This window comes from Prauserella cavernicola (assembly GCF_016595675.1).
In the GTDB taxonomy this organism is placed as follows: Bacteria; Actinomycetota; Actinomycetes; order Mycobacteriales; family Pseudonocardiaceae; genus Prauserella_A; species Prauserella_A cavernicola.
In genome coordinates this window covers 33,692-58,233 of record NZ_JAENJH010000003.1, presented here as the reverse complement: position 1 = coordinate 58,233, position 24,542 = coordinate 33,692, and the positions used below count along the sequence as shown (strand labels likewise).

Below are 24,542 nucleotides of genomic sequence, written 5' to 3'. Positions count from 1 at the left end.
GTGAGCGGCCGACTACTTTTGAGTAGCCTACTGACAAGTAACCAGACCGCACTCGGATCCGTCATTCCCCCACGCGAGTGAACCCGGCGCGAGCACGCGCTCTCCCGCCGAAAATGTCAGACCCTCGAACTAGTGTTCGAAGAAGTTGAAGACCGCCAGTTCGGAGGGGTTGCCATGACCGTCGTCCAGTTCCGCTCACGCCGACCGATCCACCCCACGCCCGACCTGACCTTGCCCGCAGGCCGGATGCACAACGACCTCTGGGTGTCGGACGAACCGATCGCCGACGCCACTCTCTACCTGGCCTGCGTGGCGGCGTATCCGCGAACTGGCCGCTGGCCGGTGCTCATCCCCCGCGATCCACGCTTCGAACTGACGGGCGAGGACTGGATCGACGACCGGGGCTGGCTCCCGCCTGCGGCCGACGGGATCGACGACGTCGACGTGGAGCAGGCGCTCACGGGCTGGTGGGCCGAACCGTGCTGCGAGGGCGCGTGCCTGCATCCGTTCGACGACGGTGTCTTTCCCGGGCTCGCCCGCAAGTCGCCTAGGCGCGCGGATCCGATCGCCGAGGCCGGCAACACGGGCTCGATCCTCGCGGCGCGCGGCGACTACAGGCTCGGCATCGTCGAGTCGCCGAGGCCCTCCGACGTTCCCGCGGTACTCGGCTGGCAGGGCATGGCCACCATGACCGACCAGGTGGCCGCGATCTCGGCGGTACTGCGCAGCTGGGAGGACCGGTTCGGAGCAGTGCTGATCTCGCTCGGTTTCGACACGATCGACCTGTCCGTCGCCGCGCCGCCCAAGAGCAAGGACAGGGCGCTCACCGTCGCCGCCGAGCACCGCGCCTTCTGTATCGGCAACTTCACCGAACAGCCAGGTAGCCTGCGCGAGTTCGCCGCCGGGCTCACCGGCCGCCGACTCTGGTCGTTCTGGTGGGACTGAGCGAGGCTCTCGGCGCCGTGCCACGCTGGTTGAAAGGTCTCCGCAAGCCGGGAGGTGGCGATTCCGGTCCAGGGCAAGCAGATCCGCATCGGCACGTCGGGCTGGCTGTATCCGCCGTGGCGCGGGGCCTTCTATCCGAAGGGCCTGGCTCAGCGGCGGGAACTGGAGTACCTGTCCCGGCAAGTGAACTCCGTGGAGATCAACGGTTCCTTCTACTCGCTGCAGCGGCCCGAGCGCTATCGCGGCTGGTTCGAGCAGACGCCGGACGATTTCTGCTTTTCCGTCAAGGGCGGCCGTTTCATCACGCACATGAAGCAGCTGCGCGACGTGGAGTCCGCGCTGGCGAACTTCTTCGCTTCCGGTGTTCTGGCGCTGGAACACAAGCTGGGCCCGGTGCTGTGGCAACTGCCGCCACGGCTGCGTTTCGATCCCCACAGGCTCGCGAGCTTCTTCGAGCTGCTGCCGCGTGGCACGGCGGAGGCCGCCGAACTGGGCAGGCGGCACGACGACAAACTGAAGTCCGACCCTTATCTGCGAGTGCCCCGGGACCGGCCGCTACGGCACGCGCTCGAGGTACGGCATCCGAGTTTCGCCGATGCCGAGGCCGTGGAGTTGTTGCGGGAGCACGACATCGCGCTGGTCGTGGCCGACACCGCGGACACCTGGCCGCACCTGGAGGACCTCACGTCCGACTTCGTGTACGTGCGGTTGCACGGCGACCAGGAGCTGTACGCCAGCGGCTACACCGACACCGCGCTGGACGACTGGGCGAGCAAGGTCAGAAGCTGGCACGAGGGCAGGACGCCGCGTACCGAACACACGGTCGCGGCGCCGGCCGACCGGAAGGCACGGGACGTCTTCGTCTACTTCGACAACGACATGAAAGTGAAAGCGCCCGGCGACGCCATCGCGCTGGCCGGGAAGACACGTGCGCGCGAGGCGTCGCCGGGCGACTCGAATGGCGGGCGCGGACGTTAGGTTCGCGAGGACCGCCGCTCAGGCACTGCGGGACTGGCCCGCGTGGGCGCCCTCCGAGATCTCCTCCACGAGCTTGTCGCAGAAGGCGGGCAGGTCGTCGGGGTTGCGGCTCGAGACGAGGCCCTGGTCCACCACGACCTCCTCGTCGACCCACTCGGCGCCGGCGTTGCGCAGATCGGTCTGCAGACTGGGCCACGAGGTGATCCGACGGCCGCGTACGACGTCGGCCTCGACGAGCGTCCACGGACCGTGGCAGATCACCGCGACCGGCTTCTGTTCGACGAAGAACTCGCGGATGAAGCGCACGGTGTCAGGATTGGTGCGGAGCTGGTCGGGATTGGCGACACCGCCGGGGAGGACGAGCCCGTCGTAGTCGTCCACCGATGCCTCGCCGACGATCTTGTCGACGGGGAAGGTGTCAGCCTTGTCCAGGTGATGGAACGCCTGGATGCTTCCCGGCTGGTAGGAGATCAACTCCGGCTGTCCGCCTGCGTCCTTGACGGCCTTCCAGGGCTCGGTCAGCTCGACCTGCTCGGTACCTTCCGGGGCCACCACGAAGGCGACCCTCCGGCCGGTCAGCGTGTCGGCCACGTTCATCACTCCTCTCGCACGTCGCTCTGGTTCAGGGCTACCCCTGCCCCGTCCGTGCCGAAACCCGAAGGAAGGACGAGACTATGAAGGTGTGACAGCCGAGCACGTCTACGCCATCCCACTGCGAACGCGGTTCCGGGGCATCACCGTCCGCGAGGGCGTGTTGCTTCGCGGCCCCGCAGGGTGGGGAGAGTTCTGCCCGTTCCTGGACTATTCGGACGCCGAGTGCGTGCCGTGGCTCGCGGCCGCCGTCGAGGCGAGCGAGCGGGGCTGGCCCGAGCCGGTGCGCGATCGCGTCGAGGTGAACGCCACCGTGCCGGTGGTGTCGCCGGAGCGGGCACATGAACTCGTCGCGGCGTCTGGCTGCCGCACGGCGAAGGTGAAGGTCGCCGATCCACGATCGTCGCTTGTGGACGATTGTGAACGCGTGGCCGCCGTGCGCGAGGCGCTGGGTCCGGGCGGGGCGATCCGCGTTGACGCCAACGCCGCCTGGGACGTGGACATGGCCGTCGCGGCCATCGGCGAGCTGGGCCGCGCCGCGGGCGGGCTGGAGTACGTCGAGCAGCCGTGCCCGTCTATCGACGAGCTGGCCAGGGTGCGGCGCAAGGTCGACGTGCGCGTCGCGGCCGACGAGTCGATCCGGCGGGCCGAGGATCCGCTGCGGATCGCGGTCGCGGAGGCGGCCGACGTCGCCGTGCTCAAGGTGGCGCCGCTGGGTGGGGTGCGACGTGCGCTGCGCGTGGCCGAAGCGTGCGGATTGCCGTGTGTGGTGTCGTCCGCGGTGGAGAGCAGCGTCGGCCTCGCCGCCGAGCTGGCACTCGCCGGGGCCCTGCCGTCGCTCGAGTTCGCGTGCGGACTGGGCACGATGTCGCTGCTGACCGGGGACGTCACGACCGGCTCACTGTCCGCTGTGGACGGCTCTCTCCCGGTGCCGGCCCGCGCGCCGGAACCGGACCTCGTCGCCGACGTGGCCGCCGACGACGAGACCCGGCAACGGTGGCTCGCCCGCCTCGCCAGGGTGCGTGCCCTGACCGAGGCCGATACCGAAGGAAGCTAGACGGCTGCCTCGTCGGCGTGCGGATCCGGACCGTCGGCGCGGATCGGCAGTGTGTCGAACGCGGCGGGCGGCTCCTGCCACGGCGACGGCAGCTGCCCGGTGCGGGCCTGCTCGACGGCCCGCCAGACGCGCTGTGGTGTCAGCGGGATGTCGAGGTGCCGCACGCCGAGGTGCTTGAGCGCGTCGACCACGGCGTTCTGCACGGCAGGGGTGGAGCCGATGGTCGCGGACTCGCCGATTCCCTTTGCTCCCAGCGGATTTCGCGGGGTCTCGGTCTCGGTGTTGGAGACCTCGAGATCGGGGATCTCCATGGCCGTGGGCACCAGATAGTCCGCCAGCGTGCCGGTGACCGGGTTGCCGTCCTCGTCGTAGCTCATCTGCTCCCACAGGGCCTGCGCGATACCCTGTGCCGCGCCGCCGTGCTGCTGGCCGCGCACGAGTAGCGGGTTCAGCACGCGGCCGCAGTCGTCGACGGCGATGTGGCGGATCGGGCGGACGTGGCCGGTCTCGGTGTCCACCTCGACCACCGACACGTGTGCGCCGAACGGGAAGGTCGCACCGCCCGGCGTGAAGTCGGTGTTGGCGGCGAGCGTGTCGCCATCGCGCGCCGCGGCTTCGGCCAGCTGCGCCCAGCTCAGGGTCGTGCCTGGAACGCCGACCACGCCGAGCGTGCCGTCCTCGTTCAACTCGATGTCGTCGACCGCGGCTTCCAGCTCGGAGGCCGCCACCTCCTTGGCGCGCTGCACCAGGAGCTGGCTCGCCTCGCGCACGGCACTGCCGCCGATCTGCAGCGACCGGGAACCGCCCGTGCCACCACCCTTCGGGACCTGCGCCGTGTCCGACTGCACGAAGTCGATCGACTCCATGGGGATACCGAGCGCGTGGGAGACGAGCATCGAGAACGACGTCGGGTGGCCCTGCCCGTGTCCCGAGGTGCCGACCTTGATCGTGGCCCGGCCCTCCGTGCTCATCTCCACCGACGCGTACTCACCACCGCCACCGCCGCCGGTGATCTCGACGTAGGTACTCAGCCCGATGCCGAGGAGCACGTGCTCACCGGCCTCGATGCGACGGGCCTGTTCGGTGCGCAGCTTGTCGTAGTCCGCGATCCGCAGCGCCTCGCGCAGCGGGAGGTCGTAGTCGCCGGAGTCGTAGCTCGTGCCGACCACCGTGGTGTACGGGAACTCCTCCGGCTGCAGGAAGTTCCGCCGCCGCAGCTCGACCGGGTCGAGATCCAGTTCGGCGGCCGCCAGGTCGACAAGCCGCTCCAGCATCGCGGCCGCTTCGGGCCGGCCCGCACCGCGAAACGCCCCGGTGGGCGTGGTGTTGGTGAGCGCCGCGATGGCGCCGAAGCTGATCTTGGGGATGCGATAGACGCCTTGCGCCATGATGCGGGTGGGGCCGAGCGCGAAGGCTCCGCCGAAGCCGGCGTAGGCACCGGAGTCGCCGATGATCCTGCAGTGCAGCCCGGTGATCGTGCCGTCGGACTTGAGCCCCAGCTCCGCGTACTGCACCTGCGCGCGGCTGTGCGGCATCGACTGGAGGTTCTCCGTGCGCGTCTCGACCCACTTCACCGGCCGGGACAGCGTCCTGGCCACCCCGACGGCGACCTCGTGTTCGGCGATGAGCCCGAACTTGCCGCCGAAGGCTCCGCCGACGTGCGGCGCGACCACCCTGACCCGATCGCGGGACAGGCCGAACGTCTTGGCGGCCGCGGCCCACAGCCCGTGGGGCGCCTGCGTGGAGACGTAGATCGTGAGGTCGTAGTCCTCGTCCGGACCGCCAGGGAGCACGGCGATGGCGTTGCCCTCCAGCGGGACCACTGCCACGCGCTGGTTCTCGATCCTGGCCCGCACCACGACGTCGGCGTCGTCGAGGATTTCCGAACCGGCCGCGTCGCGCTCACCGGCGGCGATGTTGGAGCCCAGGTCGGGGAACTGCAGGGGCGCGTCGGGCGCCAATGCCTGCTCGAGGTCGATCACGGCCTCGAGCGGCTCGTAGTCCACGTCCACCAGCTCGACGGCGTCGGCCGCCGCGGCGGCGGTCTCGCCCACGATCACCGCGACCGGATCGCCGACGAACCGGACCCGGCCCTTCGCGAGCGGCGGCCGCTCACAGTCCGGATTCACTTCCATGAACTGCCGGACGGGCGGCAGGTCCAATTCGGCGGAGGTGTAGACGGCCACCACTCCGTCGGCCTTCTCGGCCTCGCTGATGTCGATGGCCGTGACCTCGGCGTGGGCGAACGGCGAGCGCACGAAGGCGAGGTGCACGACACCCTCGATGGCGAGATTGTCGACGTACGAACCTTGTCCGCGCAGCAGTTCGGGGTCCTCGACCCGCCGCACCTCGGTTCCGAGCACTGATCCGGGCATGCATCCGACCCTAACCGCGGCTCACGGCCTCGCACACCTCGAGTAACTCCAGCGCACGGGTCAGGGTCGCGGAATCCGGGTTCACTCGGGGTCCTTCCCCGATGTCAAGAGGTGGTGTCCGCGGCGAACATGAAGTCATGACGAACAACGTGACGGTCAAGAAGCTCCGCCGCAGCCGTGGAGACCGGATGGTCGCGGGCGTGTGCGGCGGCTGGGCCCGGATGCTCGGTGTGGACGCCGCGATCCTGCGCATCGGGCTCGTCGCCACCACGATCTTCGGCCTCGGCACCCCGATCCTGCTCTACGCCGCCTGCTGGCTGCTGATGTCGGAAGACGACGCGTAGGCACAAAAAGAAGATCCCCGAGGGCACGAGGCCCTCGGGGATCGACTGTTACGACGGACTCAGAAGTCCATGCCGCCCATGCCACCGGTCGGGTCACCGGCCGGAGCGGCGCCAGCCTTCTCCGGCTTGTCGGCGACCACGGCCTCCGTGGTCAGGAACAGCCCGGCGATCGAGGCGGCGTTCTGCAGAGCGGAACGCGTGACCTTGGTCGGGTCCGGAACACCGGCCGCGAGCAGGTCCTCGTACTCACCGGTCGCGGCGTTGAGGCCGTGACCCTGCGGGAGGGACTTGACCTTCTCCACCACGACGCCACCCTCGAGACCGCTGTTGATGGCGATCTGCTTGAGCGGGGCCTCGACGGCGATCTTGACAATGTTCGCGCCGGTCGCCTCGTCGCCCACCAGCTTCAGGCCGGCGAAGGCAGCCTCGGCAGCCTGCAGCAGAGCCACGCCACCACCGGCGACGATGCCCTCCTCGACGGCGGCCTTGGCGTTGCGCACCGCGTCCTCGATGCGGTGCTTGCGCTCCTTGAGCTCGACCTCGGTGGCGGCACCGGCCTTGATGACCGCGACGCCGCCGGCCAGCTTGGCCAGACGCTCCTGCAGCTTCTCCCGGTCGTAGTCCGAGTCGCTGTTCTCGATCTCGGCACGGATCTGGTTGACCCGACCCTGGATCTGGTCCGCGTCGCCCGAGCCCTCGACGATGGTGGTCTCGTCCTTGGTCACGACGACCTTGCGGGCCTTGCCCAGCAGGGAGATGTCGGCGTTCTCGAGCTTGAGGCCGACGTCCTCGCTGACGACCTGACCACCGGTGAGGATGGCCATGTCCTGCAGCATCGCCTTGCGACGGTCACCGAAGCCGGGCGCCTTGACGGCGACGGACTTGAAGGTGCCGCGGATCTTGTTGACGACCAGGGTGGCCAGGGCCTCGCCCTCGACGTCCTCGGCGATGATCAGCAGCGGCTTGCCGGACTGCATGACCTTCTCGAGCACCGGGAGCATGTCCTTGACGTTCGAGATCTTCGATCCGAACAGCAGGACGTACGGGTCCTCGAGGACGGCTTCCTGACGCTCGGCGTCAGTCACGAAGTAGCCCGAGATGTAGCCCTTGTCGAAGCGCATACCCTCGGTGAGCTCGAGCTCGAGGCCGAAGGTGTTCGACTCCTCGACGGTGACGACGCCTTCCTTGCCGACCTTGTCGAGCGCCTCGGCGATGAGCTCGCCGATGGTGCGGTCAGCGGCCGAGATCGAGGCGGTAGCAGCGATCTGCTCCTTGGTCTCGACCTCCTTGGCGGCCTTGTGCAGCTGCTCGGTGACAGCCTCGACGGCCTGCTCGATGCCACGCTTCAGGGCGATCGGGTCAGCGCCGGCCGCGACGTTGCGCAGGCCTTCCTTGACCAGGGCCTGAGCGAGCACGGTGGCGGTGGTGGTGCCGTCACCCGCGACATCGTCGGTCTTCTTGGCAACTTCCTTGACGAGCTCGGCCCCGATCTTCTCCCACGGGTCCTCGAGCTCGATCTCCTTGGCGATGGAGACACCGTCATTGGTGATGGTCGGCGCGCCCCACTTTTTCTCGAGCACGACGTTGCGGCCACGGGGGCCAAGCGTCACCTTGACGGCCTCGGCGAGGGTGTTCAGGCCGCGTTCGAGACCGCGGCGGGCGTCCTCGTCGAACGCAATCAGTTTGGCCATTGGGGTGTGGTCCTCCGGTAATCGGACACGTCCTCGGCCAGGCTCGGTGCCCGCGACGGACGACCAGCCCGGGATCCCCCGGACGTGGCCTCACCGTCCCGACCTTCAGGCGGCTGGCCCTCGGCCAGTCACCTAGCACTCGACGGTGCCGAGTGCCAATCTCGTGTTTAGCACTCTCCGGGGGAGAGTGCAAGAACGACGGTCACCCACCCGAGCCGGGAACGATGGGGATCGAGGTCGGCGGCGGGTTGTTTCCGCCGGTCTCGCCGGTGCCGGTCTCCGTGGGCTGATTGCCCTGCGAACCGGGGCCGACAGGGATGTCCGGCGCCTGGGAGTTACCGGGCTGCTCCGCGGGCTGGTCTCCGCTCTCGTCGTCCCCGCCCGTGAAGATGATGATCGCCGCGACGGCGGCGCCGATCACGACGACGGCCGCGATCACCCAGCCGATCCAGGCCTTGCTCTTCTTCCGCTGCGGCGGCGGGTAGCCGCCGTGCTGCGGCGGCGGCCCGTACCCGGGCGGAGGTCCCTGCGGGGGCATGCCCATGCCCTGCGGCGGCGGGCCTCCGTAAGGCTGCGGGGGCCCCTGCGGCTGTCCGTAGCCGGGAGGAGGCGGCGGAGGCTGCTGGCCGTATCCGGGAGAGGGCTGGCCTGGCTGCGGTGCCTGCGGGCCGGGCTGGCCCTGTTGCGGCGCCTGCTGACCGGGCTGACCGGGCTGGCCCTGTGGGCCGCCTGGCTGACCGGGTTGCTGTCCCGGTTGCTGACCGTAGGGAAGCACCGGACCCCCCTCTCCGTGTTGAGCGACCGCGACAGGATGCCGGTCGGGCCGCTGCGACGGAACCGCCGGGTCCGGCCGCAGCGCCGCGCGCGCGGCGGAGATCAGCTCGACACACGACGCGTACCGATCTCCGGGATTCTTCGCCATCCCCTTGCGGACGACCTCGTCGACGGCAGCGGTCAACGACGGCGCCATGCGCGACACCGGCTGCGCGTCCCCGTTGAGGTGGCCCTTGATCACCGTCTGGACGTCACCCTGGAACGGCGGCCTGCCCGCCAGGCACGCGTAGAGCATGCAGGCCAGTGCGTACTGGTCGGTGCGCCCGTCGAGCGGCTCTCCGCGCAGATGCTCCGGCGCGGCGTAGGTCGGCGAACCGAGGAAATCGCCACCACGGGTGCGATGTCCCGTCGCGCCGCGCCTGGTCAGGCCGAAGTCGGCGACGTAGACGTGCTCGCGCGTGGACTCCCTGCTCGTCACGAGCACGTTGGCCGGCTTGACGTCCAGGTGCACCAGACCACGGCCGTGCAGCGTGTCGAGCGCGTCGGCCACCTGGTCGAGCAGCCCGATCGCCCGCTCAGGCTTCATCGGCTCACCACCGATGAGGCTGGCCAGGTCGGAACCGTCGACCAGCCTCATGGCGATGTAGAGCATCCCGTCGAGCTCACCGAAGTCGTACAACGGCACGATGTTGGCGTGATCGATCGCCGAGGTGTTGCGTGCCTCGTCGACGAAGCGCTCGCGGAACTCGGCGTCAGCACCGAGGTGTTCCCCGATCACCTTCAAGGCCACCTTGCGTCCCAGACGCACGTCCGTGGCCTTGTACATCACGCTCATGCCGCCACGACCAAGCACACCGTCGATGCGGTAGTTGCCCAGCCGCCGACCGGTGAGGTCCCCCGACACATCGCCTGTCACAGGGCGCAGCCTAACGCCCACGCCTCATGAGTTAGGGAAGTGCCGGGGTTGACGTAAGCGGTGTCGCCGCCTACTAGACCTTTCGGACGTCAGCGGCCTGACTGCGGCCGTCACGTCCTGCCGTGATCTCGAACTCGACCCGGTCTCCCTCGTCGAGGGTCCGGAAGCCGTCTGCCTGAATGGCGGAGTAATGTACGAACACATCAGGCCCCTCTGGGGACTCGATGAAGCCGTAGCCTTTTTCCGCGTTGAACCATTTGACCGTGCCCACAGCCACGGCGTCCTCCTTGCACCAAACCAAAACGGGAGCAGTCCCGCCTGACCCGTTTCCAAGCTTGGATCACGCTACCGGAATAACCGCGCTCGGCAATGGTCAATTTGCGGTAACTACGACTCTGTGGGCCGTCACTTCCGCGCTTGGACGAGAACCGTTCCCGGCCCCGCGAAGTCAAGTGCGAGACCTTCACCTGTGCGGACGGACTGCTGAGCCGCGGGATCCAGTGCGCGCAACCGCACTTGGACCCGGTCCGGATAGGCCACGAGGAACGTCGGTCGCACCGTGATCACTTCGTTAGCCTCGAGCGTGAGTGCGTCAACCGGCCCCTTGCACGCGAGCACGAGCTGACCCGTCCCTCCGAAGTGTTCGAGAAAACCCGAGTCCCCACCGAACAAAGCCTGCAGTGCGGGCCACGGTTGGTCCCGCCGCACTGTCGGGGGCCGGGCGAGCACTCTTCCCGTCGCGACGCACCAACCTGCGCGGCCGTCGAACTCCAGTGGATAGATGTCACCGGAGTGCTCGGGTGCGAGATCGATCCACCCACCACCCGCCGGGGCGGTGAAAATGGCGGGCCCTTTGCCCCTCGACGGCGCGGACTCGACGATCCCGAAGCTGTTGGCGAGTACGGAATCGGACTCGGCTTGAACCGCTTCCCCTTGGGACAGAACGATCCTGGCGACTCCGAAGGACGGCGTGTGCCGTGTGTGCACCTGCATGACCGGCTACCGCGACGGAACCTGGGCGATCACCCACGAGGCAAGCGCGGAGGGATTGCGCGTCTGCGTGAGCACCTGCCCTGGGCCTGCGAAGTCGAACACGAAACCCTCGCCGCTCTTCATTGTCTGAACGAGACCGGAGGTGATCTTGCGCAGCTGTGACTGCATGGTGTCGGCGTAGGCGACCACGTGCCCGGAGTCGATCGTCACCATCTCGCCCTGGTGGAGGTTGACCACGTCCATCGCGCCGTAGCAGGCGACGACGAGCTGGCCCTGTCCCGTGGCCCTGGTGAGGAAGCCGCCCTCACCGCCGAAGAGCTTGCCGAAGCCGCCCCACTTGGTCTCGGTCTGCACGCCGTACGACGACGCCAGCCACGATCCCCTGGTGACACACCAGCCGGTGCTGCCGTCCAAGTTGATCACCTGGAGGTCGCCGGGGAGGTTGGCCGCGATGTCGACCCAGCCGCCGTTCTGCGGCGCGGTGTAGGTGGAGATGAACAGTGACTCGCCCGCGAGGAACGCGCGGCCCAGCCCCTTCATCACGCCGCCCTGAGACTGCGACTGCACCTGGACGCCGTAGCTCGTCGCCGCCATCGCGCCTGCCTCGACCTGCGCGGGCTCGCCGGGGCCCAGCACGAGCCTGGCCACCGCGAACGATGGCTGGTGCCGGAGCTGCACCTGCATGGATCCTCCCCTGTTTCTCATGTCGGCGGGGAGAGTCTTGCACGGCGGCGAAACCGGGGGAGGATGGTCCGCGTGATCTCAGTCGACGAACACCGCACCACCGTCACCGCGCTGCTCGGCGTCCGGCCGGCCGTGGAACTTCCGCTCGCCGACTGCACCGGTCTGGTGCTGGCTGAGGACGTGCGCGCACAGGTCTCGCTGCCGCCCTTCGACAACTCCGCCATGGACGGGTACGCGGTCCGCTCGGTCGACGTCGCCGGGGCCACGGAGTCCGGGCCCGTCGAACTGCCGGTGAGCGAGGACATCCCGGCGGGGCGCACCGAGGTGCCGCCGCTGCTACCGGGCACAGTGGACCGGATCATGACGGGCGCGCCGATGCCGCCCGGCGCCGACAGTGTCGTGATGGTCGAGCGAACGGACGGCGGCGCCGAGAACGTCCGTGTCTTCGCGAGCTCGACCCCCGGCGACCACGTGCGCCGCACGGGCGAGGACGTGGTGTCGGGAACCGTCGCGCTCACCGCGGGCACCGTGCTCGGCCCCGCGCAGCTCGGGCTGGCCTCCGCGGTAGGCATGGACCGGCTCGTCGTGCACGAGCCGCCGAGGGTGCTCGTGGTCTCCACCGGCACCGAGCTCGTGCTGCCTCCCGCCGAACTGCGGCACGGCCAGATCTACGAGTCCAACAGCGTCATGCTCGTCGCCGCGCTGCGGAGCCTCGGCTGCCACGTCGAGTCGGTGCGCAGCGTCGCCGACGACGTCGACACGTTCCGCGCCGCCATCGAGCCGAAGCTCGCCGACACCGACCTCGTGGTGACCTCGGGCGGGGTGAGCGCCGGTGCCTACGAGGTGGTCAAGGACGCGCTGACCGGAGCGGGCGTCGAGTTCTCGAAGGTCGCGATGCAGCCGGGTGGCCCGCAGGGCTGCGGCCGCTGGAACGGCGTTCCGGTGGTGACCCTGCCCGGCAACCCGGTGAGCGTGCTCGTGTCCTTCGAGGCGTTCCTGCGGCCCGCGCTGCTGGCCTCACTCGGGCACACCGGCGTTGACCGGCAGCACGTGCGCGCCAACCTCACCGAGGCGCTGCAGTCGCCGAAGGGCAAGCGCCAGTTCCGCCGCGGCTACTACACGCACAGCGACGGCGAGGTGACCGGCGTCGTGGGGCCGAGGGGTGGCCCCGGCTCGCACCTGTTGGCGGCTTTCACACAGGCCAACTGCCTCATCGTGCTGCCGGAGGACGTCACTGACGTCGCACGCGGCGACGAGGTCGACGTGCTGCTGCTGTGAACCCGTGAGGCCGACTGCTCCTTTCAGCGACGCTTTGTAACGTTTTCCCCACGTGGGGTTATCCCGGCTGGCCCCGAAGGCTTACGATCAGCGGTCCGTGGCCGGGTGGCGTACGGCGTCGGGGGGCGCACGCCACCCGGCCCGTCCAGTTCCCGGCCTTGGCGTAGCGTGGTGCTTGCCAACCCCACCGTGCGTTATGGGTAATTCGACCGATTGAGCCGCTCCGGCCAGCGGGCAGCACAGGCCGTCTGAGCAGCGGAAATGATGAGTTCGTGAGCACCTCACACGTATCGCCGGACCGCGAAGCCCAGGGGAATCCACTCGGGCACGCGCTGCAGCTCGCGAGGGAGACGTTGCCGCCCATGCACCCCGCGGGCAGGCCCTTCGTGTTCGGCGGCGCCGTCGCCACGCTCGCTCTCCGCAAGGTCTCCAAGCGGCTCGGCCTGCTCGCCGGACTCGGCACGCTCGCGACCGCCGCGTTCTTCCGCGAACCGCGTCGCGTGCCGCCCGCGCGCGACGGGCTCGTGCTCGCCTCCGCCGACGGACTCGTCTCGCTGATCGAGGACGCCGTCCCACCAGCGGAGCTCGGCCTTCCCGCCGAGCCGAGGACCCGGGTGAGCGTGTTCCTCTCGGTGTTCGACGTCCACGTCCAGCGCACGCCCGCGGCGGGCAAGGTCGAACGACTCGCCTATCGGCCCGGCAAGTTCCTCTCCGCCGACCTCGACAAGGCCAGCGAGGACAACGAACGCAACTCGATGCTCCTGCGCACCGACGACGGCGACGAGCTGGTGGTCGTCCAGATCGCCGGACTGGTCGCCAGGCGCATCGTCTGCCAGGTCGGTGAGGGCGACCGGGTGGAGGCGGGCTCGACCTACGGGATCATCCGCTTCGGCTCGCGCGTCGACGTCTACCTGCCGGAGGGCAGCCGCGTGCTGGTCGCCAAGGGCCAGCGCACGGTCGGCGGTGAGACCCCGATCGCGGAGCTCCGCGCGGCCGGTCCCACCCGGGGAGACTGAGTCATGGCGTCCCCCGGCGTGCGGCTGCTGCCCAACGCGATCACGGTGCTCGCGCTCTGCGCGGGCCTCTCGTCCGTCCAGTTCGCGCTGGTCGGCGACTACGTGCTGGCGATCGGCGCCATCGGCGTCGCCGCGGTGCTCGACAGCCTCGACGGGCGCATCGCCCGGCTGCTCGACGCCACGTCGAAGATGGGTGCCGAACTCGACTCGCTGGCCGACGCGATCTCGTTCGGCGTCGCGCCCGCGCTGGTGCTCTACATCTGGCTGCCCGACGCGGGCAGACTCGGCTGGGTCGCGGCACTGATCTTCGCGGTCTGCATCGTGCTGAGACTCGCCCGGTTCAACACGCTGCTCGACGACACCGAACAGCCGCCGTACGCGGGCGAGTTCTTCGTCGGAGTGCCCGCCCCTGCCGGCGGACTGCTGGTGCTGCTGCCGGTGATCCTGACCGCGGAGTTCGGCGAGAGCTGGTGGTCGACCGAGGTCACGGTCTGGATCTGGACCGTCGCCGTCGCCGGGCTGCTGATCAGCCGCATCCCGACGCTGTCGCTGAAGAAGCTGCGCGCCCCCGCCAAGGCCGTCGCGCCGCTGCTCGTCGGTGTCGGCCTGGTCGCGGCGGCCATCATCCAGTACCCGCTGATCGCCCTGGTCTGCGCGCTGCTGCTGTATCTCATCCACATCCCGTACGCGGTGCGCCGCTACTACTGGCTGGCCAACCACCCCGAGGCGTGGGACGTCCCGCCGCGCGAGCGCCGCGCCATCCGCAGGGCGCGCAGCCAGCGCAGGCTCGGACTGCGCAGGCCTCAGTTCCGCAGGGTCGCCGGCGCCGCGAGGCGCGCCGTCCGGCGCCCGCGCACCCCGACGAGCACCCAGCACGTGCCGAGGGTCTACTCGCCGGACGGCCGCGGCCCCCGGCGTCGCAACTGGCGGCGGATCGGGCTGCGCCGAGGCGACTGAGCGGCGTTCACCCCACGACGTACGCGTGACCAATAGGGTGGGGGCGTGACGAGTTCGCCCCAGATCACCCTGACCGTCCGGCACACCCCTTCGGCGCTCGACTCGCGTCGTGGTGTCGTTCGACTGCACCCGGAGGTGCTGGACGCGCTGGGCCTGCACGCGTGGGATGCGGTCCGGCTCACCGGCGCGAGGGTCAGTGCCGCGCTCGCGGCGCCCTCCCCTGGCGAGAGCGCGCCCGGTGTGGTGCTGGTCGACGACGTCACGATGGCCAACCTCGGTGTCACCGAGGGCACCGAGGTCGTGGTGGCCCCGTGCGACGTCACGGTCGCGAGGACGGTGACCGTCTCCGGATCGCGCATGGCGAGCATGTCGCTCAACCCCGGCACGCTGCGGCTCGCGCTGATCGGCAAGGTGTTCACGGTGGGCGACGCGGTGTCGCTGCTGCCACAGGACCTCGCGCCCCCGCCCGGCTCCGACGTCTCGGCGGTGAGGGGCCAGCTCTCCAGGACGATCGGGGCCAGCTGGACCAGCGAGCTGCTCACCGTCACCGCCACCGAGCCCACGGGCACTGTCGCCGTCGGGCAGTCCACTGTGGTCAGCTGGCGGGGAGCGGAGCCCGCTGCCGCCGAGCAGGCCGCGCCCGCACCCGCATCGACCGCCACGCCCGCCCCGGTGGCCCCGCCGGAGATCGTGGTGACCGAGGACCAGGAACCGCCGCCGCCACTGGCCGACCTGGCAGGACAGGGAACCGTCGCGCGCAAACTGTCCGAGTGGATCGACCTGGCGTTCCACCGCCCGGAACTGCTCGCCAAGCTGGGCACCAGCGGCAGGCTCGGCGTGCTGCTCTCCGGACCCGAGGGCGTCGGCAAAGCCACGCTGGTGCGGTCGGTCGCGCACTCGGAGGACGTCCGGGTGGTGTGCCTGGCGGCGCCGACCATCGCCGTGCTGGAACCCGACGCGGCACTGTCGCGCGTGGCGCAGGCCGTCGAGGCCACCGTCTCCGGCGACGGCGCGGGCGTCCTGCTGATCACCGACATCGACGCGCTCCTGCCCGCCCAGCAGCCACCGCCTGTCGCGACTGTCGTCCTCGACCGGTTGAGGGCCGCGCTCGGCAACGACGACTTCGCGCTGGTTGCCACCTCGGCGCATCCCGAGTCCGTCGACCCGAGACTGCGCGGCGTCGACCTGCTCGACCGGGAACTGATGCTCGGCCTGCCGGACGGGCAGGTGCGCACCGAACTGCTGCGCATCCTGTTGCGCGACACCCCCGTCGAGCCCGGCGTCGACTTCGGGGTGATCGCTGAGCGCACGCCTGGCTTCGTGGCCGCCGACCTCATCGCGTTGCGGCGCGACGCCGCACTGCGGGCCGCGCTGCGGCACCGCGACGGCGAGACCGAGCCGCGCATCGCCGAGCAGGACCTGCTCGACGCGCTGGAGTCGGTCCGGCCCATCTCCATGTCCACTTCGGACACGCTCGCGACGGGCGGGCTAACGCTCGACGACGTCGGCGACATGGCCGAGGTCAAGCAGTCGCTGACCGAGGCCGTGCTGTGGCCGCTGCGCTACCCGGACTCGTTCTCGCGGCTCGGCGTGGCGCCGCCGCGTGGCGTGCTGCTCTACGGGCCGCCTGGCAACGGCAAGACGTTCCTGGTCAGGGCGCTCGCCGGCACGGGCGCGCTGAACGTGTTCGCGGTCAAGGGCGCCGAACTGCTCGACAAGTGGGTCGGCGAGTCGGAGCGGGCCGTGCGGGAGCTCTTCCGCAGGGCCGCCGAGGCCGCGCCGTCGCTGATCTTCCTCGACGAGGTGGACGCGCTCGCTCCCCGACGCGGCCAGTCCGGCGACTCCGGGGTGTCCGACCGGGTGGTGGCGGCGCTGCTCACGGAACTGGACGGCGTCGAACCGCTGCGGGACGTCGTCGTGCTGGGCGCGACCAACCGGCCGGAGCTGGTGGATCCCGCGCTGCTGCGTCCGGGCAGGCTGGAGCGGCTCATCTACGTGCCGCCGCCGGACACCGAGGCGCGAGCGGCGATCCTGCGCTCGAGCGCGAAGAACACGCCACTGGCATCCGATGTGGACATTGACGAGCTGGCGGAGACGCTGGACGGCTACTCGGCGGCCGACTGCGCGGCGCTCATCCGGGAGGCAGCGCTCACGGCGATGCGCGAGTCCCTGGAAGCGGCGGAGGTGAGCGCCGCCCACCTGGCGAAGGCCCGCGAGGCGGTGCGCCCGTCCCTCGACCCGGCCCAACTGGCGGCCCTGGAGGCCTACGCGGCCCGCAACGGCTAGGTCCGCGAGCCGCGGTGCCGTGCGGCGCGCGAAGTGCCCGCTCAGGACCGCGAGTTGCCCGTTCCAGCGCGCGAGTTGCGCGCTGGAACGGCGAGTCCTGCACTCAGGACCGCGAGTCGCGCGCTCCTGGCGGTGAGTCCGCGCTTCCGAACTTGAGTGCGCGTCGAACCGCGCCGACCACCCCGAGTCGTGAAGCACCCCGTGTGTCGTGCCCGGACCGCGAGCTGTGCGCTCAGCGTTGTGCGTTCCCGACGGCAGCGACGTGCGATCGCCCATGAACGAGACATCCCGGAGGCGGTCGAACTACGGACCGGGACCGCAGGGTTCACGGTGGGATCGGTCTCGTGATCAGGGACGGGAGACTCGCATGCCCGAGCGGGCAACTCGCATGCAGGAACGGGGGACTCGCATGCTCGAGCGGGGGACTCGCGGTGCGGGTTGGGCTGGGTTACTTACCCTTGCCCGCGCCTTCGTAGTCCATGGTCACTATGACGATGACGCCGCCGCTGGAGTCCTTGATGCCGTCGAAGCGCGGTTCGACCCGGAGGCCGAAGGCCTGCCCGATGACGCGGGCCGCCGCCTCCTCCTGCGTGCCGGGACGGAAGTAGGCCGTGCTGGTCGGGATGATGCCCGACGGGTAGTTGGAGACCTCGACGACGTTCCAGCCCTGGGCGCGGAAGTCGTCGGCCGCGTCGGTGGCCAGACCCTTGACGTTGCTGTTGTTGTAGACGCGCACGCCCACCGACTGCTGGGCGCCCGCCTGCTGGTTCTCGCCCGTCTGGCCGTTGCCGGTGCTGTCATCGGTGCCATCACCGTCGCCGTCCTGGCCGTTGTCGCCGTTGCCACCGGGCGCGGGCGTGTCGTCGCCGGGCTGCGACGTGGCGGAGCCGGGAGCCGAGGGCTGCTCGCTGGTGTCCGAGGACGGCGCCTCGTCGGAGGCGTCCGGCCCTGACGTGCCGTCGGAGTCACCCGTCGGCGACTGGGGTGCGCTCGAGGGGTTGGGCGCCGCGGCCTCGTCCGAATCGCCGCTGCCCGTCAGCAACGTGATGCCGCCGACCAGGGCCGCGACCACCGCGACCGCGACCAGCCCGAGACCCGTGGCCCGCATCGGCCTGGACAGCCCGTCGAAGATGCTCATGGCAGTTCAATCCCCAACCGCCGTGCCGCGCGGGTGCGCTGCCTCGCGGCGCGCATCTTCCGCAGTCGCTTGACCAGCATCGGGTCCGCGCGCATGGCTTCCTGCTTGTCGATGAGCTGGTTCAGAATCTGGTAGTAGCGGGTCGGCGACATGCCGAACAGCTCGCGGATGGCCTGTTCCTTCGCCCCCGCGTACTTCCACCACTGACGTTCGAACGCGAGCACCTCGTGCTCACGCTGCGACAGTCCCTCCGTGGGTTCGCCGGCTGGGGCGGACGGGGACGACTGGCCGTTTTTGGCCATCGACTCCGCGGCGTCCATCTGGCTCCTCGCAATCCTGGCGAAATCACACGGCTGTCGTTCCGCTGCGTAATTAGATCACGATGCCAGCACTCGCGCGCGCAGCGCGCCCGGCGCGTCCCTGTACACGTGTCGGCCCCCACCCCCGGAGCGGATGCACCACGTCACTGTGTTCAATTGACGCCGTGACCGTTCACCCCATCCGCATCGCGGGCGACCCCGTCCTGCACACGCCGACTCGCGAGGTCGAGAAGTTCGACGCCGAGCTCGCCACGCTGGCCGACGACATGTTCGAGACGATGTACGCGGCCGAGGGTGTGGGTCTCGCGGCCAACCAGATCGGCATCGACCTGCGGATCTTCGTCTACGACTGCCCGGATGACGAGGGCGTGCGGCACAAGGGCCTGATCGTCAACCCGACGCTCGAGACCTCCGCGATCCCCGAGACGATGCCGGACCCCGACGACGACTGGGAGGGCTGCCTCTCGGCGCCGGGCGAGTCGTACCCGACGGGGCGCGCTTCGTGGGCGAAGGTCACCGGCTTCGACCTGGAGGGCCAGCCCATCGAGGCGGAGGGCACGGGCTACTTCGCACGCTGCCTGCAGCACGAGACCGACCACCTCGACGGCTACATCTACCTCGACCGGCTGGTCGGTCGGCACGCGCGCTCGGCGAAGAAGATGCTCAAGGCGAACAAGTGGGGTGTTCCCGGCAACGCCTGGCTGCCCGGCACCGACGAGCCCGAGGCTCCCGAGGCTTAAGCCCACGGCGAACGCGGGCCACCACCGCTCACACCGGGCGCACAATCGAGGTGTAACGGTGTAATCGAGGGTGGTGGTCGCGATGTCCGACGCGGACGCGCTCGACGCCTACTCCCGCACGGTGAGCGCCGTCGCGCGCACCGTGACTCCGCACGTCGCCAGCGTGCGACTGCCGCGTGGCGGCGGCTCCGCTGTGGTGTTCGACGACGGTTACCTGCTCACCAACGCCCACGTTGTCGGTCACGACCGCGACGGGACGGCGACGTTCACCGACGGCACAGAGTCCGGCTTCCGGGTCGTCGGCGCCGATCCGCTGTCCGACCTCGCGGTGCTGCGCGTGCGCGGCGAGGTGCCCGAGCCGGCTCGGCTGGGCGACGCCGACCGGCTCGTGGTCGGCCAGCTCGTGGTGGCGATCGGCAGTCCGCTCGGGTTCTCCGGTTCCGTGACGGCGGGCGTGGTGAGCGCGCTCGGCCGGGCGATCCCGGTCAGGCAGGGCCGGACGGGGCGCGTGATCGAGGACGTGATCCAGACCGACGCCGCGCTCAACCCGGGCAACTCGGGTGGCGCGCTCGCCGACTCGTCTGGCCGTGTGGTGGGCGTCAACACCGCGGTCGCGGGCTTCGGGCTGGGGCTCGCGGTTCCCGTCAACTCCACCACGCGGCGCATCATCGACACGCTGCTCGTCGAGGGCCGCGTGCGCAGGGCCTACCTCGGCGTCGTCGGCGTCCCGACGCCACTGCCCGACGAGGTCGCCGAGCGCACCGGCCAGGACGCGGGGCTGCGCGTGGTCGAGGTCGTCGCGGGCGGTCCCGCCGATCGGGCCGGACTGCATTCGGGTGACCTCGTGCTGACGGTCGCGCGTTCTCCGGTCTCCGACGCGCAGGGGATCCAGCGGCAGCTCTTCGCGGAGGTCATCGCGACGCGACTGCCGGTGACCGTGCTCCGCAACGGCGCGATGGTCGACGTTTTCGCCACTCCGACCGAACTCGTGGGTTGAGGTCTGCCTCGCCGCGTGGCATGGTCGACGGGACAACCGAACATCGCGGGAGCTCGCGCCTTGGCGGGCTGAGAGGGCGACTGGTGTCCGTTCGTGGACCCGGCGTCGCCGACCGCAGGAACCTGACTGGGTAATGCCAGCGTAGGGAGTGAGCTTCTCTTGACGACCCTGGAAAACAACGCAGACGTCCAGCCGACGGTCACCACGGGTCCCATCACCGGTTCCCACAAGGCTTTCGTGCACACGGAGTCCGGGCTGCGGGTGCCGGTGCGCCGCATCGATCTCTCCACCGGCGAGCACTTCGACGTCTACGACACGTCCGGCCCATACACCGACCCCGACGCCGTGATTGACGTCCACAATGGACTTCACCCGGCGCGCTCGGGCTGGATCGACGGCCGCGAACACCAGACCCAGCTCGGCTGGGCGAAGGCGGGTGCGATCACCCGCGAGATGGAGTTCGTCGCGGCGCGTGAGCGGGTGGAGCCCGAGTTCGTCCGCTCCGAAGTGGCCAGTGGCCGGGCGGTCATCCCGGTCAACCGCAGGCATCCCGAGTCCGAGCCGATGATCATCGGCAAGAACTTCCTCGTCAAGGTCAACGCCAACATGGGCAACTCCGCCGTGTGGTCGTCGGTCGAGGAAGAAGTGGACAAGATGGTGTGGGCCACCCGCTGGGGCGCCGACACGATCATGGACCTCTCCACCGGAAGGCGAATCCATGAGACGCGCGAGTGGATCCTGCGCAACTCCCCCGTCCCGGTCGGCACGGTGCCGATCTACCAGGCACTGGAGAAGGTCGACGGCGAGCCGGAAAGGCTCACGTGGGAGATCTACCGCGACACGGTGATCGAGCAGTGCGAGCAGGGCGTCGACTACATGACCGTGCACGCGGGCGTGCTGCTGCGCTACGTGCCGCTCACGGCCAACCGGGTCACCGGAATCGTGTCCCGCGGCGGCTCGATCATGGCCGCCTGGTGCCTGGCGCACCATCGCGAGTCGTTCCTCTACACGCATTTCTCCGAGCTGTGCGAGATCCTGCGCGCCTACGACGTCACGTTCTCGCTCGGCGACGGCCTGCGGCCCGGTTCGATCGCCGACGCCAACGACCGGGCGCAGTTCGCGGAGCTGGAGACGCTCGGCGAGCTCACCCACATCGCCCGCGAGCACGACGTGCAGGTGATGATCGAGGGGCCTGGCCACGTGCCCATGCACAAGATCAAGGAGAACGTGGAGCTGGAGGAGAAGCTCTGCGGCGAGGCGCCGTTCTACACCCTCGGTCCACTCGCGACGGACATCGCACCCGCCTACGACCACATCACGTCGGCGATCGGTGCGGCCCAGATCGGCTGGTACGGCACGGCGATGCTCTGCTACGTCACGCCGAAGGAGCACCTGGGCCTGCCCAACCGCGACGACGTGAAGACCGGCGTGATCACGTACAAGATCGCCGCGCACGCCGCTGACCTGGCCAAGGGACACCGCTACGCGCAGGAATGGGACGATGAGCTCTCCAAGGCTCGCTTCGAGTTCCGCTGGCACGACCAGTTCAACCTCTCGCTCGACCCGGACACCGCGCGCTCGTTCCACGACGAGACGCTGCCAGCGGAGCCCGCGAAGACGGCGCACTTCTGCTCGATGTGCGGGCCGAAGTTCTGCTCGATGCGCATCACCCAGGACGTGCGGAAGTACGCCGAGGAACACGGGCTGTCCTCCGTGGAGGCCATCGAGGCCGGGATGAAGGAGAAGTCCGAGGAGTTCGGCGAACAGGGCAACAAGGTCTACCTCCCGGTGGTCGACCAGCCGTGACCGCGACGCCGAAGACCGCTCTCACCATCGCCGGATCGGACTCCGGCGGTGGTGCGGGCGTTCAGGCCGACCTGCGCACGTTCTTCGCGTGCGGAGTGCACGGGATGACCGCGCTGACGGCGGTGACCGTGCAGAACTCGCTGGGCGTGCGGGACTTCGGCGAGATCCCCGTGCACCTCGTCACCGACCAGATCAGGGCGGTCGCCGAGGACATGGGCGTGGACGCCGCGAAGACCGGCATGCTGGCCACGGCCGAGATCATCACCGCCGTCGCCCGGACACTCGACGAAGTCCACATCGGACGCGACGCCGACGTCCCGTTCGTGGTGGACCCCGTCGCAGCGTCGATGCACGGTGACCCTCTGCTGCGGGAGGAGGCGCTCGAGGCCATCCGCACCGAGCTGTTCCCCAGGGCGACGCTGGTGACGCCGAACCTCGACGAGGTGCGGCTGCTCACCGGCGTCGAGGTGACCGACGTCGAGAGCCAGCGCGACGCGGCCACCGCTCTGCTGGAGCTGGGGCCGCGATGGGTGCTGGTCAAGGGCGGGCACATGTACGACAACCCCGAGTGCGTCGACCTGCTCTCCGACGGGGCACAGGTCGTCGAGCTGACGGGCCCGCGCCACGACGTCGAGCACACCCACGGCGGGGGCGACACGCTCGCCTCGGCCATCACGGCGTCGCTGGCGAAGGGGCTCGGCGTGCCCGACGCGGTGTCGCAGGGCAAGCGGTTCATCGAGCGGGCCGTCGCGGAGGCCTATCCCCTCGGCAAGGGAATCGGCCCGGTGTCACCGTTCTGGCGGCTGCAGCCCGACCAGTGAGGTGAACGACCGGTGAACCTCTGGGATTTTCCCGCGGCAGGGTGGTGATCGGCTTCTAGGCTCATTCCTCCACGCGAGACGAGGGATGGTCGCCGGCAATGGGTCTCGGACAACGGTTGGAGTCGCTGGCCGAGGTGCTCCTCTCCAACCAGGGCAGCATCGTGCTCGGGATCGCGGCGCTGCTCGCGATGGCCGCACCGTTCGCCGATCGCTACCTCATCCGGCGCAAGCGGGTGTACTACCGCGTCCAGTACAACTCCAAGCTCGGCCTGAGCCCGGTCGACCTGAACGACCACGACGACTCGGTCAAGCACGCCGACACCGAACTCGAGCCCCTCGCGCAGCTGCTCGACCGCATGAGCATCGTCGTGATCCGGGTGCGCAACTCCGGCATCGACGACATCGCCAAGGAGGACTTTGCCGACTCGCCGCTGGAGTTCACTTTCGGCGGCAGGACCATCTGGAACGCGCGGATCTCCGAGCCGTCGCACGAGCCGCACCGCAAGCGGCTCACCGAGGGGCTCGACTTCTTCGCCACCACGCGGTCCAACGGTGACGAGAGCGCGCACAACTCGCTCAGCACGGTGCGCCGGACGCTCGGCCAGAAACTGCTGATCAGGCTGGGCCGGGCGAGCAACCAACAGGAGGAGCCGCCTCCGCCCCCGCCGCAGTGGGACGGGGTGCGGCTGCTGGACCTGACGTTGCTGCGCAAGGAGAAGTTCAAGCTCGTCGTGGTGCTGCGCGAGCCGGAGGGCGAGCCCGCGGGAGAGCTCACCAAGACCATCGAGTGCTCGGGACAACCGTCGGGTGGGCGGGTCCTCAACGAACGAGAGCAGCGCAAGGCGTGGTGGCCGCGGGTCACGGCGACGCTCGGCGTCCTGCTCACCGGCGCTCTGATCGTCACGCTGATCGCCGACGGAACACGGACCGAGGCCGAGGGCGGCGTCGCGTGCGCCGACGGCCCGCTGCGGATCGTCGGCTCGAGCGCGTTCGCCCCGATCGCCGAGAACATCGCCGAGGAGTACACGCGCTCGTGCGGCGGAGCCGAGGTGAGCACGGTGCCCACCGGCAGCCTCGACGGCGTGCGCATGCTGGCGGGCGACGACAGCGGTGAGCTCGCCGCCCTGTCCGACGGCGAGACCGGGGAGGCCACCGACGAGCTGGTGCCGAACCCGCTGGCCGTGATCGTCTACTCGGTGGTGGTCAACGACTCCGTCGGCGTCGAGCGGCTCACGGCCGAGCAGCTCGCGGGGATCCACTCGGGCCGGTACCGGGACTGGAGCGAGGTGCGGCCGGGGCCGTCGCTGCCGATCCGCATCGTCGGGCGCGGACAGGAGTCGGGTTCCCGGCAGACGTTCGAGCGCACGGTGCTCGGCGCGCCGGAGGGCGCGTTGACGTCGGACTCGTGCGAGCGCGCCGACCGCGGCACGTCGTCGCCGACGATCCGCTGCGAACGCGGCACCGAGGCCGAGGTGGTGGAGGAGGTCGCCACCACCGCGGGCGCGATCGGCTACGTGGACCTGCCCTCGGCCAACGACGCCACGGCCGACGGGGATCCGATCACGCTCGTCGAGCTCGGCGAGCACTACCCGGACCCGAGCGCGATCAGCCAGGGCTATCCCTTCTGGACGATCGAGTACGTCTACACCAGAGGCGTGCCCGCCGAGGACTCCGTGCTCCGGTCGTTCCTGGAATACCTGCGCAGCCCCGCGGCGAGGGCCGAGCTGCGCGACGCCGGCTACACGCCGTGTGTCGGCAAGGACGGCGGCCTGCACGAACTGTGCCGCTGACGCATGACGTGCGAGGTAATCGCGCTCGTGCGCCGCGCCGACGAC

22 protein-coding genes are annotated in these 24,542 nt (G+C 69.9%); 13 read left to right on the top strand and 9 right to left on the bottom strand.

Annotated elements, in window-relative coordinates:
- Nucleotides 1–174: 174 nt before the first annotated feature.
- Together JHE00_RS13540 and JHE00_RS13535 are read left to right on the top strand one after the other, a co-directional pair.
- Complete coding sequence (locus JHE00_RS13540; protein WP_200318421.1) at nt 175–945, top strand: DUF4253 domain-containing protein; 771 nt, start codon at nt 175–177, stop codon at nt 943–945.
- A 54-nt stretch (nt 946–999) separates the two neighbouring features.
- Nucleotides 1,000–1,923, top strand: coding sequence for a DUF72 domain-containing protein (locus JHE00_RS13535; protein ID WP_372440446.1), 924 nt, complete (start codon nt 1,000–1,002; stop codon nt 1,921–1,923).
- An 18-nt stretch (nt 1,924–1,941) separates the two neighbouring features.
- On the opposite strand, the gene JHE00_RS13530 is transcribed toward JHE00_RS13535, so the two are convergent.
- Nucleotides 1,942–2,520 carry a type 1 glutamine amidotransferase domain-containing protein gene (locus JHE00_RS13530; protein WP_200318420.1) on the bottom strand — a complete coding sequence of 193 codons (579 nt, stop codon included), beginning with the start codon at nt 2,518–2,520 and terminating at the stop codon, nt 1,942–1,944.
- Between the two features lie 85 nt (nt 2,521–2,605).
- On the opposite strand from JHE00_RS13530, the gene JHE00_RS13525 reads away from it, so the two are divergent.
- Nucleotides 2,606–3,571, top strand: a complete 966-nt coding sequence (locus JHE00_RS13525) for an o-succinylbenzoate synthase (protein WP_200318419.1) — start codon at nt 2,606–2,608, stop codon at nt 3,569–3,571.
- Here the strand turns inward: JHE00_RS13525 and JHE00_RS13520 are convergent.
- Nucleotides 3,568–5,946: a xanthine dehydrogenase family protein molybdopterin-binding subunit gene (locus tag JHE00_RS13520; protein ID WP_200318418.1), complete on the bottom strand. Its 2,379-nt coding sequence runs from the start codon at nt 5,944–5,946 to the stop codon at nt 3,568–3,570. The genes JHE00_RS13525 and JHE00_RS13520 overlap by 4 nt on opposite strands.
- A 137-nt stretch (nt 5,947–6,083) precedes the next feature.
- Here JHE00_RS13520 and JHE00_RS13515 point away from each other — a divergent pair, with 137 nt between their 5' ends.
- Nucleotides 6,084–6,290 carry a PspC domain-containing protein gene (locus JHE00_RS13515; protein WP_200318417.1) on the top strand — a complete coding sequence of 69 codons (207 nt, stop codon included), beginning with the start codon at nt 6,084–6,086 and terminating at the stop codon, nt 6,288–6,290.
- 59 nt (nt 6,291–6,349) lie between these two features.
- Here the strand turns inward: JHE00_RS13515 and groL are convergent, their stop codons facing one another.
- The 5 genes from groL to JHE00_RS13490 all read right to left on the bottom strand — a co-directional run bounded on the left by groL (nt 6,350) and on the right by JHE00_RS13490 (nt 11,348).
- Nucleotides 6,350–7,981, bottom strand: a complete 1,632-nt coding sequence (groL, locus tag JHE00_RS13510) for a chaperonin GroEL (RefSeq protein WP_200318416.1) — start codon at nt 7,979–7,981, stop codon at nt 6,350–6,352.
- Nucleotides 7,982–8,183: 202 nt separating this feature from the next.
- Nucleotides 8,184–9,671: a serine/threonine-protein kinase gene (locus JHE00_RS13505; protein ID WP_200318415.1), complete on the bottom strand. Its 1,488-nt coding sequence runs from the start codon at nt 9,669–9,671 to the stop codon at nt 8,184–8,186.
- A gap of 73 nt (nt 9,672–9,744) precedes the next feature.
- A complete protein-coding gene (locus JHE00_RS13500) occupies nt 9,745–9,948 on the bottom strand; it encodes a cold-shock protein (RefSeq protein WP_110343324.1) in 204 nt (67 codons plus the stop codon).
- A 128-nt stretch (nt 9,949–10,076) separates the two neighbouring features.
- Nucleotides 10,077–10,664, bottom strand: coding sequence for an AIM24 family protein (locus JHE00_RS13495; RefSeq protein ID WP_200318414.1), 588 nt, complete (start codon nt 10,662–10,664; stop codon nt 10,077–10,079).
- A gap of 6 nt (nt 10,665–10,670) precedes the next feature.
- Nucleotides 10,671–11,348 (bottom strand): TIGR00266 family protein, encoded by a 678-nt coding sequence (locus JHE00_RS13490; protein WP_200318413.1) that lies wholly within the window; start codon nt 11,346–11,348, stop codon nt 10,671–10,673.
- Nucleotides 11,349–11,420: 72 nt separating this feature from the next.
- Here JHE00_RS13490 and moeA point away from each other — a divergent pair, with 72 nt between their 5' ends.
- The 4 genes from moeA to JHE00_RS13470 all read left to right on the top strand — a co-directional run bounded on the left by moeA (nt 11,421) and on the right by JHE00_RS13470 (nt 16,885).
- Nucleotides 11,421–12,626 (top strand): molybdopterin molybdotransferase MoeA, encoded by a 1,206-nt coding sequence (moeA, locus tag JHE00_RS13485; protein ID WP_200318412.1) that lies wholly within the window; start codon nt 11,421–11,423, stop codon nt 12,624–12,626.
- A 272-nt stretch (nt 12,627–12,898) separates the two neighbouring features.
- Complete coding sequence (locus JHE00_RS13480; protein WP_200318411.1) at nt 12,899–13,642, top strand: phosphatidylserine decarboxylase; 744 nt, start codon at nt 12,899–12,901, stop codon at nt 13,640–13,642.
- Nucleotides 13,643–13,645: 3 nt separating this feature from the next.
- The gene (gene pssA / locus JHE00_RS13475; RefSeq protein WP_200318410.1) at nt 13,646–14,599 is read left to right on the top strand and encodes a CDP-diacylglycerol--serine O-phosphatidyltransferase; all 954 of its coding nucleotides are present in this window, start codon (nt 13,646–13,648) and stop codon (nt 14,597–14,599) included.
- Between the two features lie 45 nt (nt 14,600–14,644).
- Nucleotides 14,645–16,885 carry an AAA family ATPase gene (locus JHE00_RS13470; protein ID WP_200318409.1) on the top strand — a complete coding sequence of 747 codons (2,241 nt, stop codon included), beginning with the start codon at nt 14,645–14,647 and terminating at the stop codon, nt 16,883–16,885.
- A 448-nt stretch (nt 16,886–17,333) separates the two neighbouring features.
- Here the strand turns inward: JHE00_RS13470 and JHE00_RS13465 are convergent, their stop codons facing one another.
- Together JHE00_RS13465 and napA are read right to left on the bottom strand one after the other, a co-directional pair.
- Nucleotides 17,334–18,023, bottom strand: a complete 690-nt coding sequence (locus tag JHE00_RS13465; RefSeq protein WP_200318408.1) for a LytR C-terminal domain-containing protein — start codon at nt 18,021–18,023, stop codon at nt 17,334–17,336.
- Complete coding sequence (napA, locus tag JHE00_RS13460; RefSeq protein WP_200318407.1) at nt 18,020–18,343, bottom strand: nucleoid-associated protein NapA; 324 nt, start codon at nt 18,341–18,343, stop codon at nt 18,020–18,022. The genes JHE00_RS13465 and napA overlap by 4 nt, the downstream gene beginning before the upstream one ends.
- Nucleotides 18,344–18,507: 164 nt before the next feature.
- Here napA and JHE00_RS13455 point away from each other — a divergent pair, with 164 nt between their 5' ends.
- From JHE00_RS13455 to JHE00_RS13435, 5 genes are all read left to right on the top strand, one after another.
- Nucleotides 18,508–19,083: a peptide deformylase gene (locus JHE00_RS13455; protein ID WP_200318406.1), complete on the top strand. Its 576-nt coding sequence runs from the start codon at nt 18,508–18,510 to the stop codon at nt 19,081–19,083.
- 82 nt (nt 19,084–19,165) lie between these two features.
- Entirely contained in the window at nt 19,166–20,080 is a 915-nt protein-coding gene (locus tag JHE00_RS13450; protein ID WP_200318405.1) for a S1C family serine protease, read from the top strand.
- 159 nt (nt 20,081–20,239) lie between these two features.
- Nucleotides 20,240–21,886 carry a phosphomethylpyrimidine synthase ThiC gene (thiC, locus tag JHE00_RS13445; protein ID WP_200318404.1) on the top strand — a complete coding sequence of 549 codons (1,647 nt, stop codon included), beginning with the start codon at nt 20,240–20,242 and terminating at the stop codon, nt 21,884–21,886.
- Entirely contained in the window at nt 21,883–22,707 is an 825-nt protein-coding gene (gene thiD / locus JHE00_RS13440) for a bifunctional hydroxymethylpyrimidine kinase/phosphomethylpyrimidine kinase (protein ID WP_200318403.1), read from the top strand. Before thiC ends, thiD begins: the two co-directional genes overlap by 4 nt.
- A 98-nt stretch (nt 22,708–22,805) precedes the next feature.
- On the top strand, nt 22,806–24,497 hold the full coding sequence (locus tag JHE00_RS13435; protein ID WP_200318402.1) for a PstS family phosphate ABC transporter substrate-binding protein: 1,692 nt from the start codon (nt 22,806–22,808) through the stop codon (nt 24,495–24,497).
- Nucleotides 24,498–24,542: the final 45 nt, after the last annotated feature.

Coding starts and splice junctions, on each gene's coding strand:
- JHE00_RS13540 (WP_200318421.1), top strand. CDS start 175: ATGACCGTCGTCCAGTTCCGCTCACGCCGACCGATCCACCCCACGCCC.
- JHE00_RS13530 (WP_200318420.1), bottom strand. CDS start 2,520: ATGAACGTGGCCGACACGCTGACCGGCCGGAGGGTCGCCTTCGTGGTG.
- JHE00_RS13520 (WP_200318418.1), bottom strand. CDS start 5,946: ATGCCCGGATCAGTGCTCGGAACCGAGGTGCGGCGGGTCGAGGACCCC.
- JHE00_RS13515 (WP_200318417.1), top strand. CDS start 6,084: ATGACGAACAACGTGACGGTCAAGAAGCTCCGCCGCAGCCGTGGAGAC.
- groL (WP_200318416.1), bottom strand. CDS start 7,981: ATGGCCAAACTGATTGCGTTCGACGAGGACGCCCGCCGCGGTCTCGAA.
- JHE00_RS13495 (WP_200318414.1), bottom strand. CDS start 10,664: ATGCAGGTGCACACACGGCACACGCCGTCCTTCGGAGTCGCCAGGATC.
- JHE00_RS13490 (WP_200318413.1), bottom strand. CDS start 11,348: ATGCAGGTGCAGCTCCGGCACCAGCCATCGTTCGCGGTGGCCAGGCTC.
- pssA (WP_200318410.1), top strand. CDS start 13,646: ATGGCGTCCCCCGGCGTGCGGCTGCTGCCCAACGCGATCACGGTGCTC.
- JHE00_RS13465 (WP_200318408.1), bottom strand. CDS start 18,023: ATGAGCATCTTCGACGGGCTGTCCAGGCCGATGCGGGCCACGGGTCTC.
- napA (WP_200318407.1), bottom strand. CDS start 18,343: ATGGACGCCGCGGAGTCGATGGCCAAAAACGGCCAGTCGTCCCCGTCC.
- JHE00_RS13450 (WP_200318405.1), top strand. CDS start 19,166: ATGTCCGACGCGGACGCGCTCGACGCCTACTCCCGCACGGTGAGCGCC.
- JHE00_RS13435 (WP_200318402.1), top strand. CDS start 22,806: ATGGGTCTCGGACAACGGTTGGAGTCGCTGGCCGAGGTGCTCCTCTCC.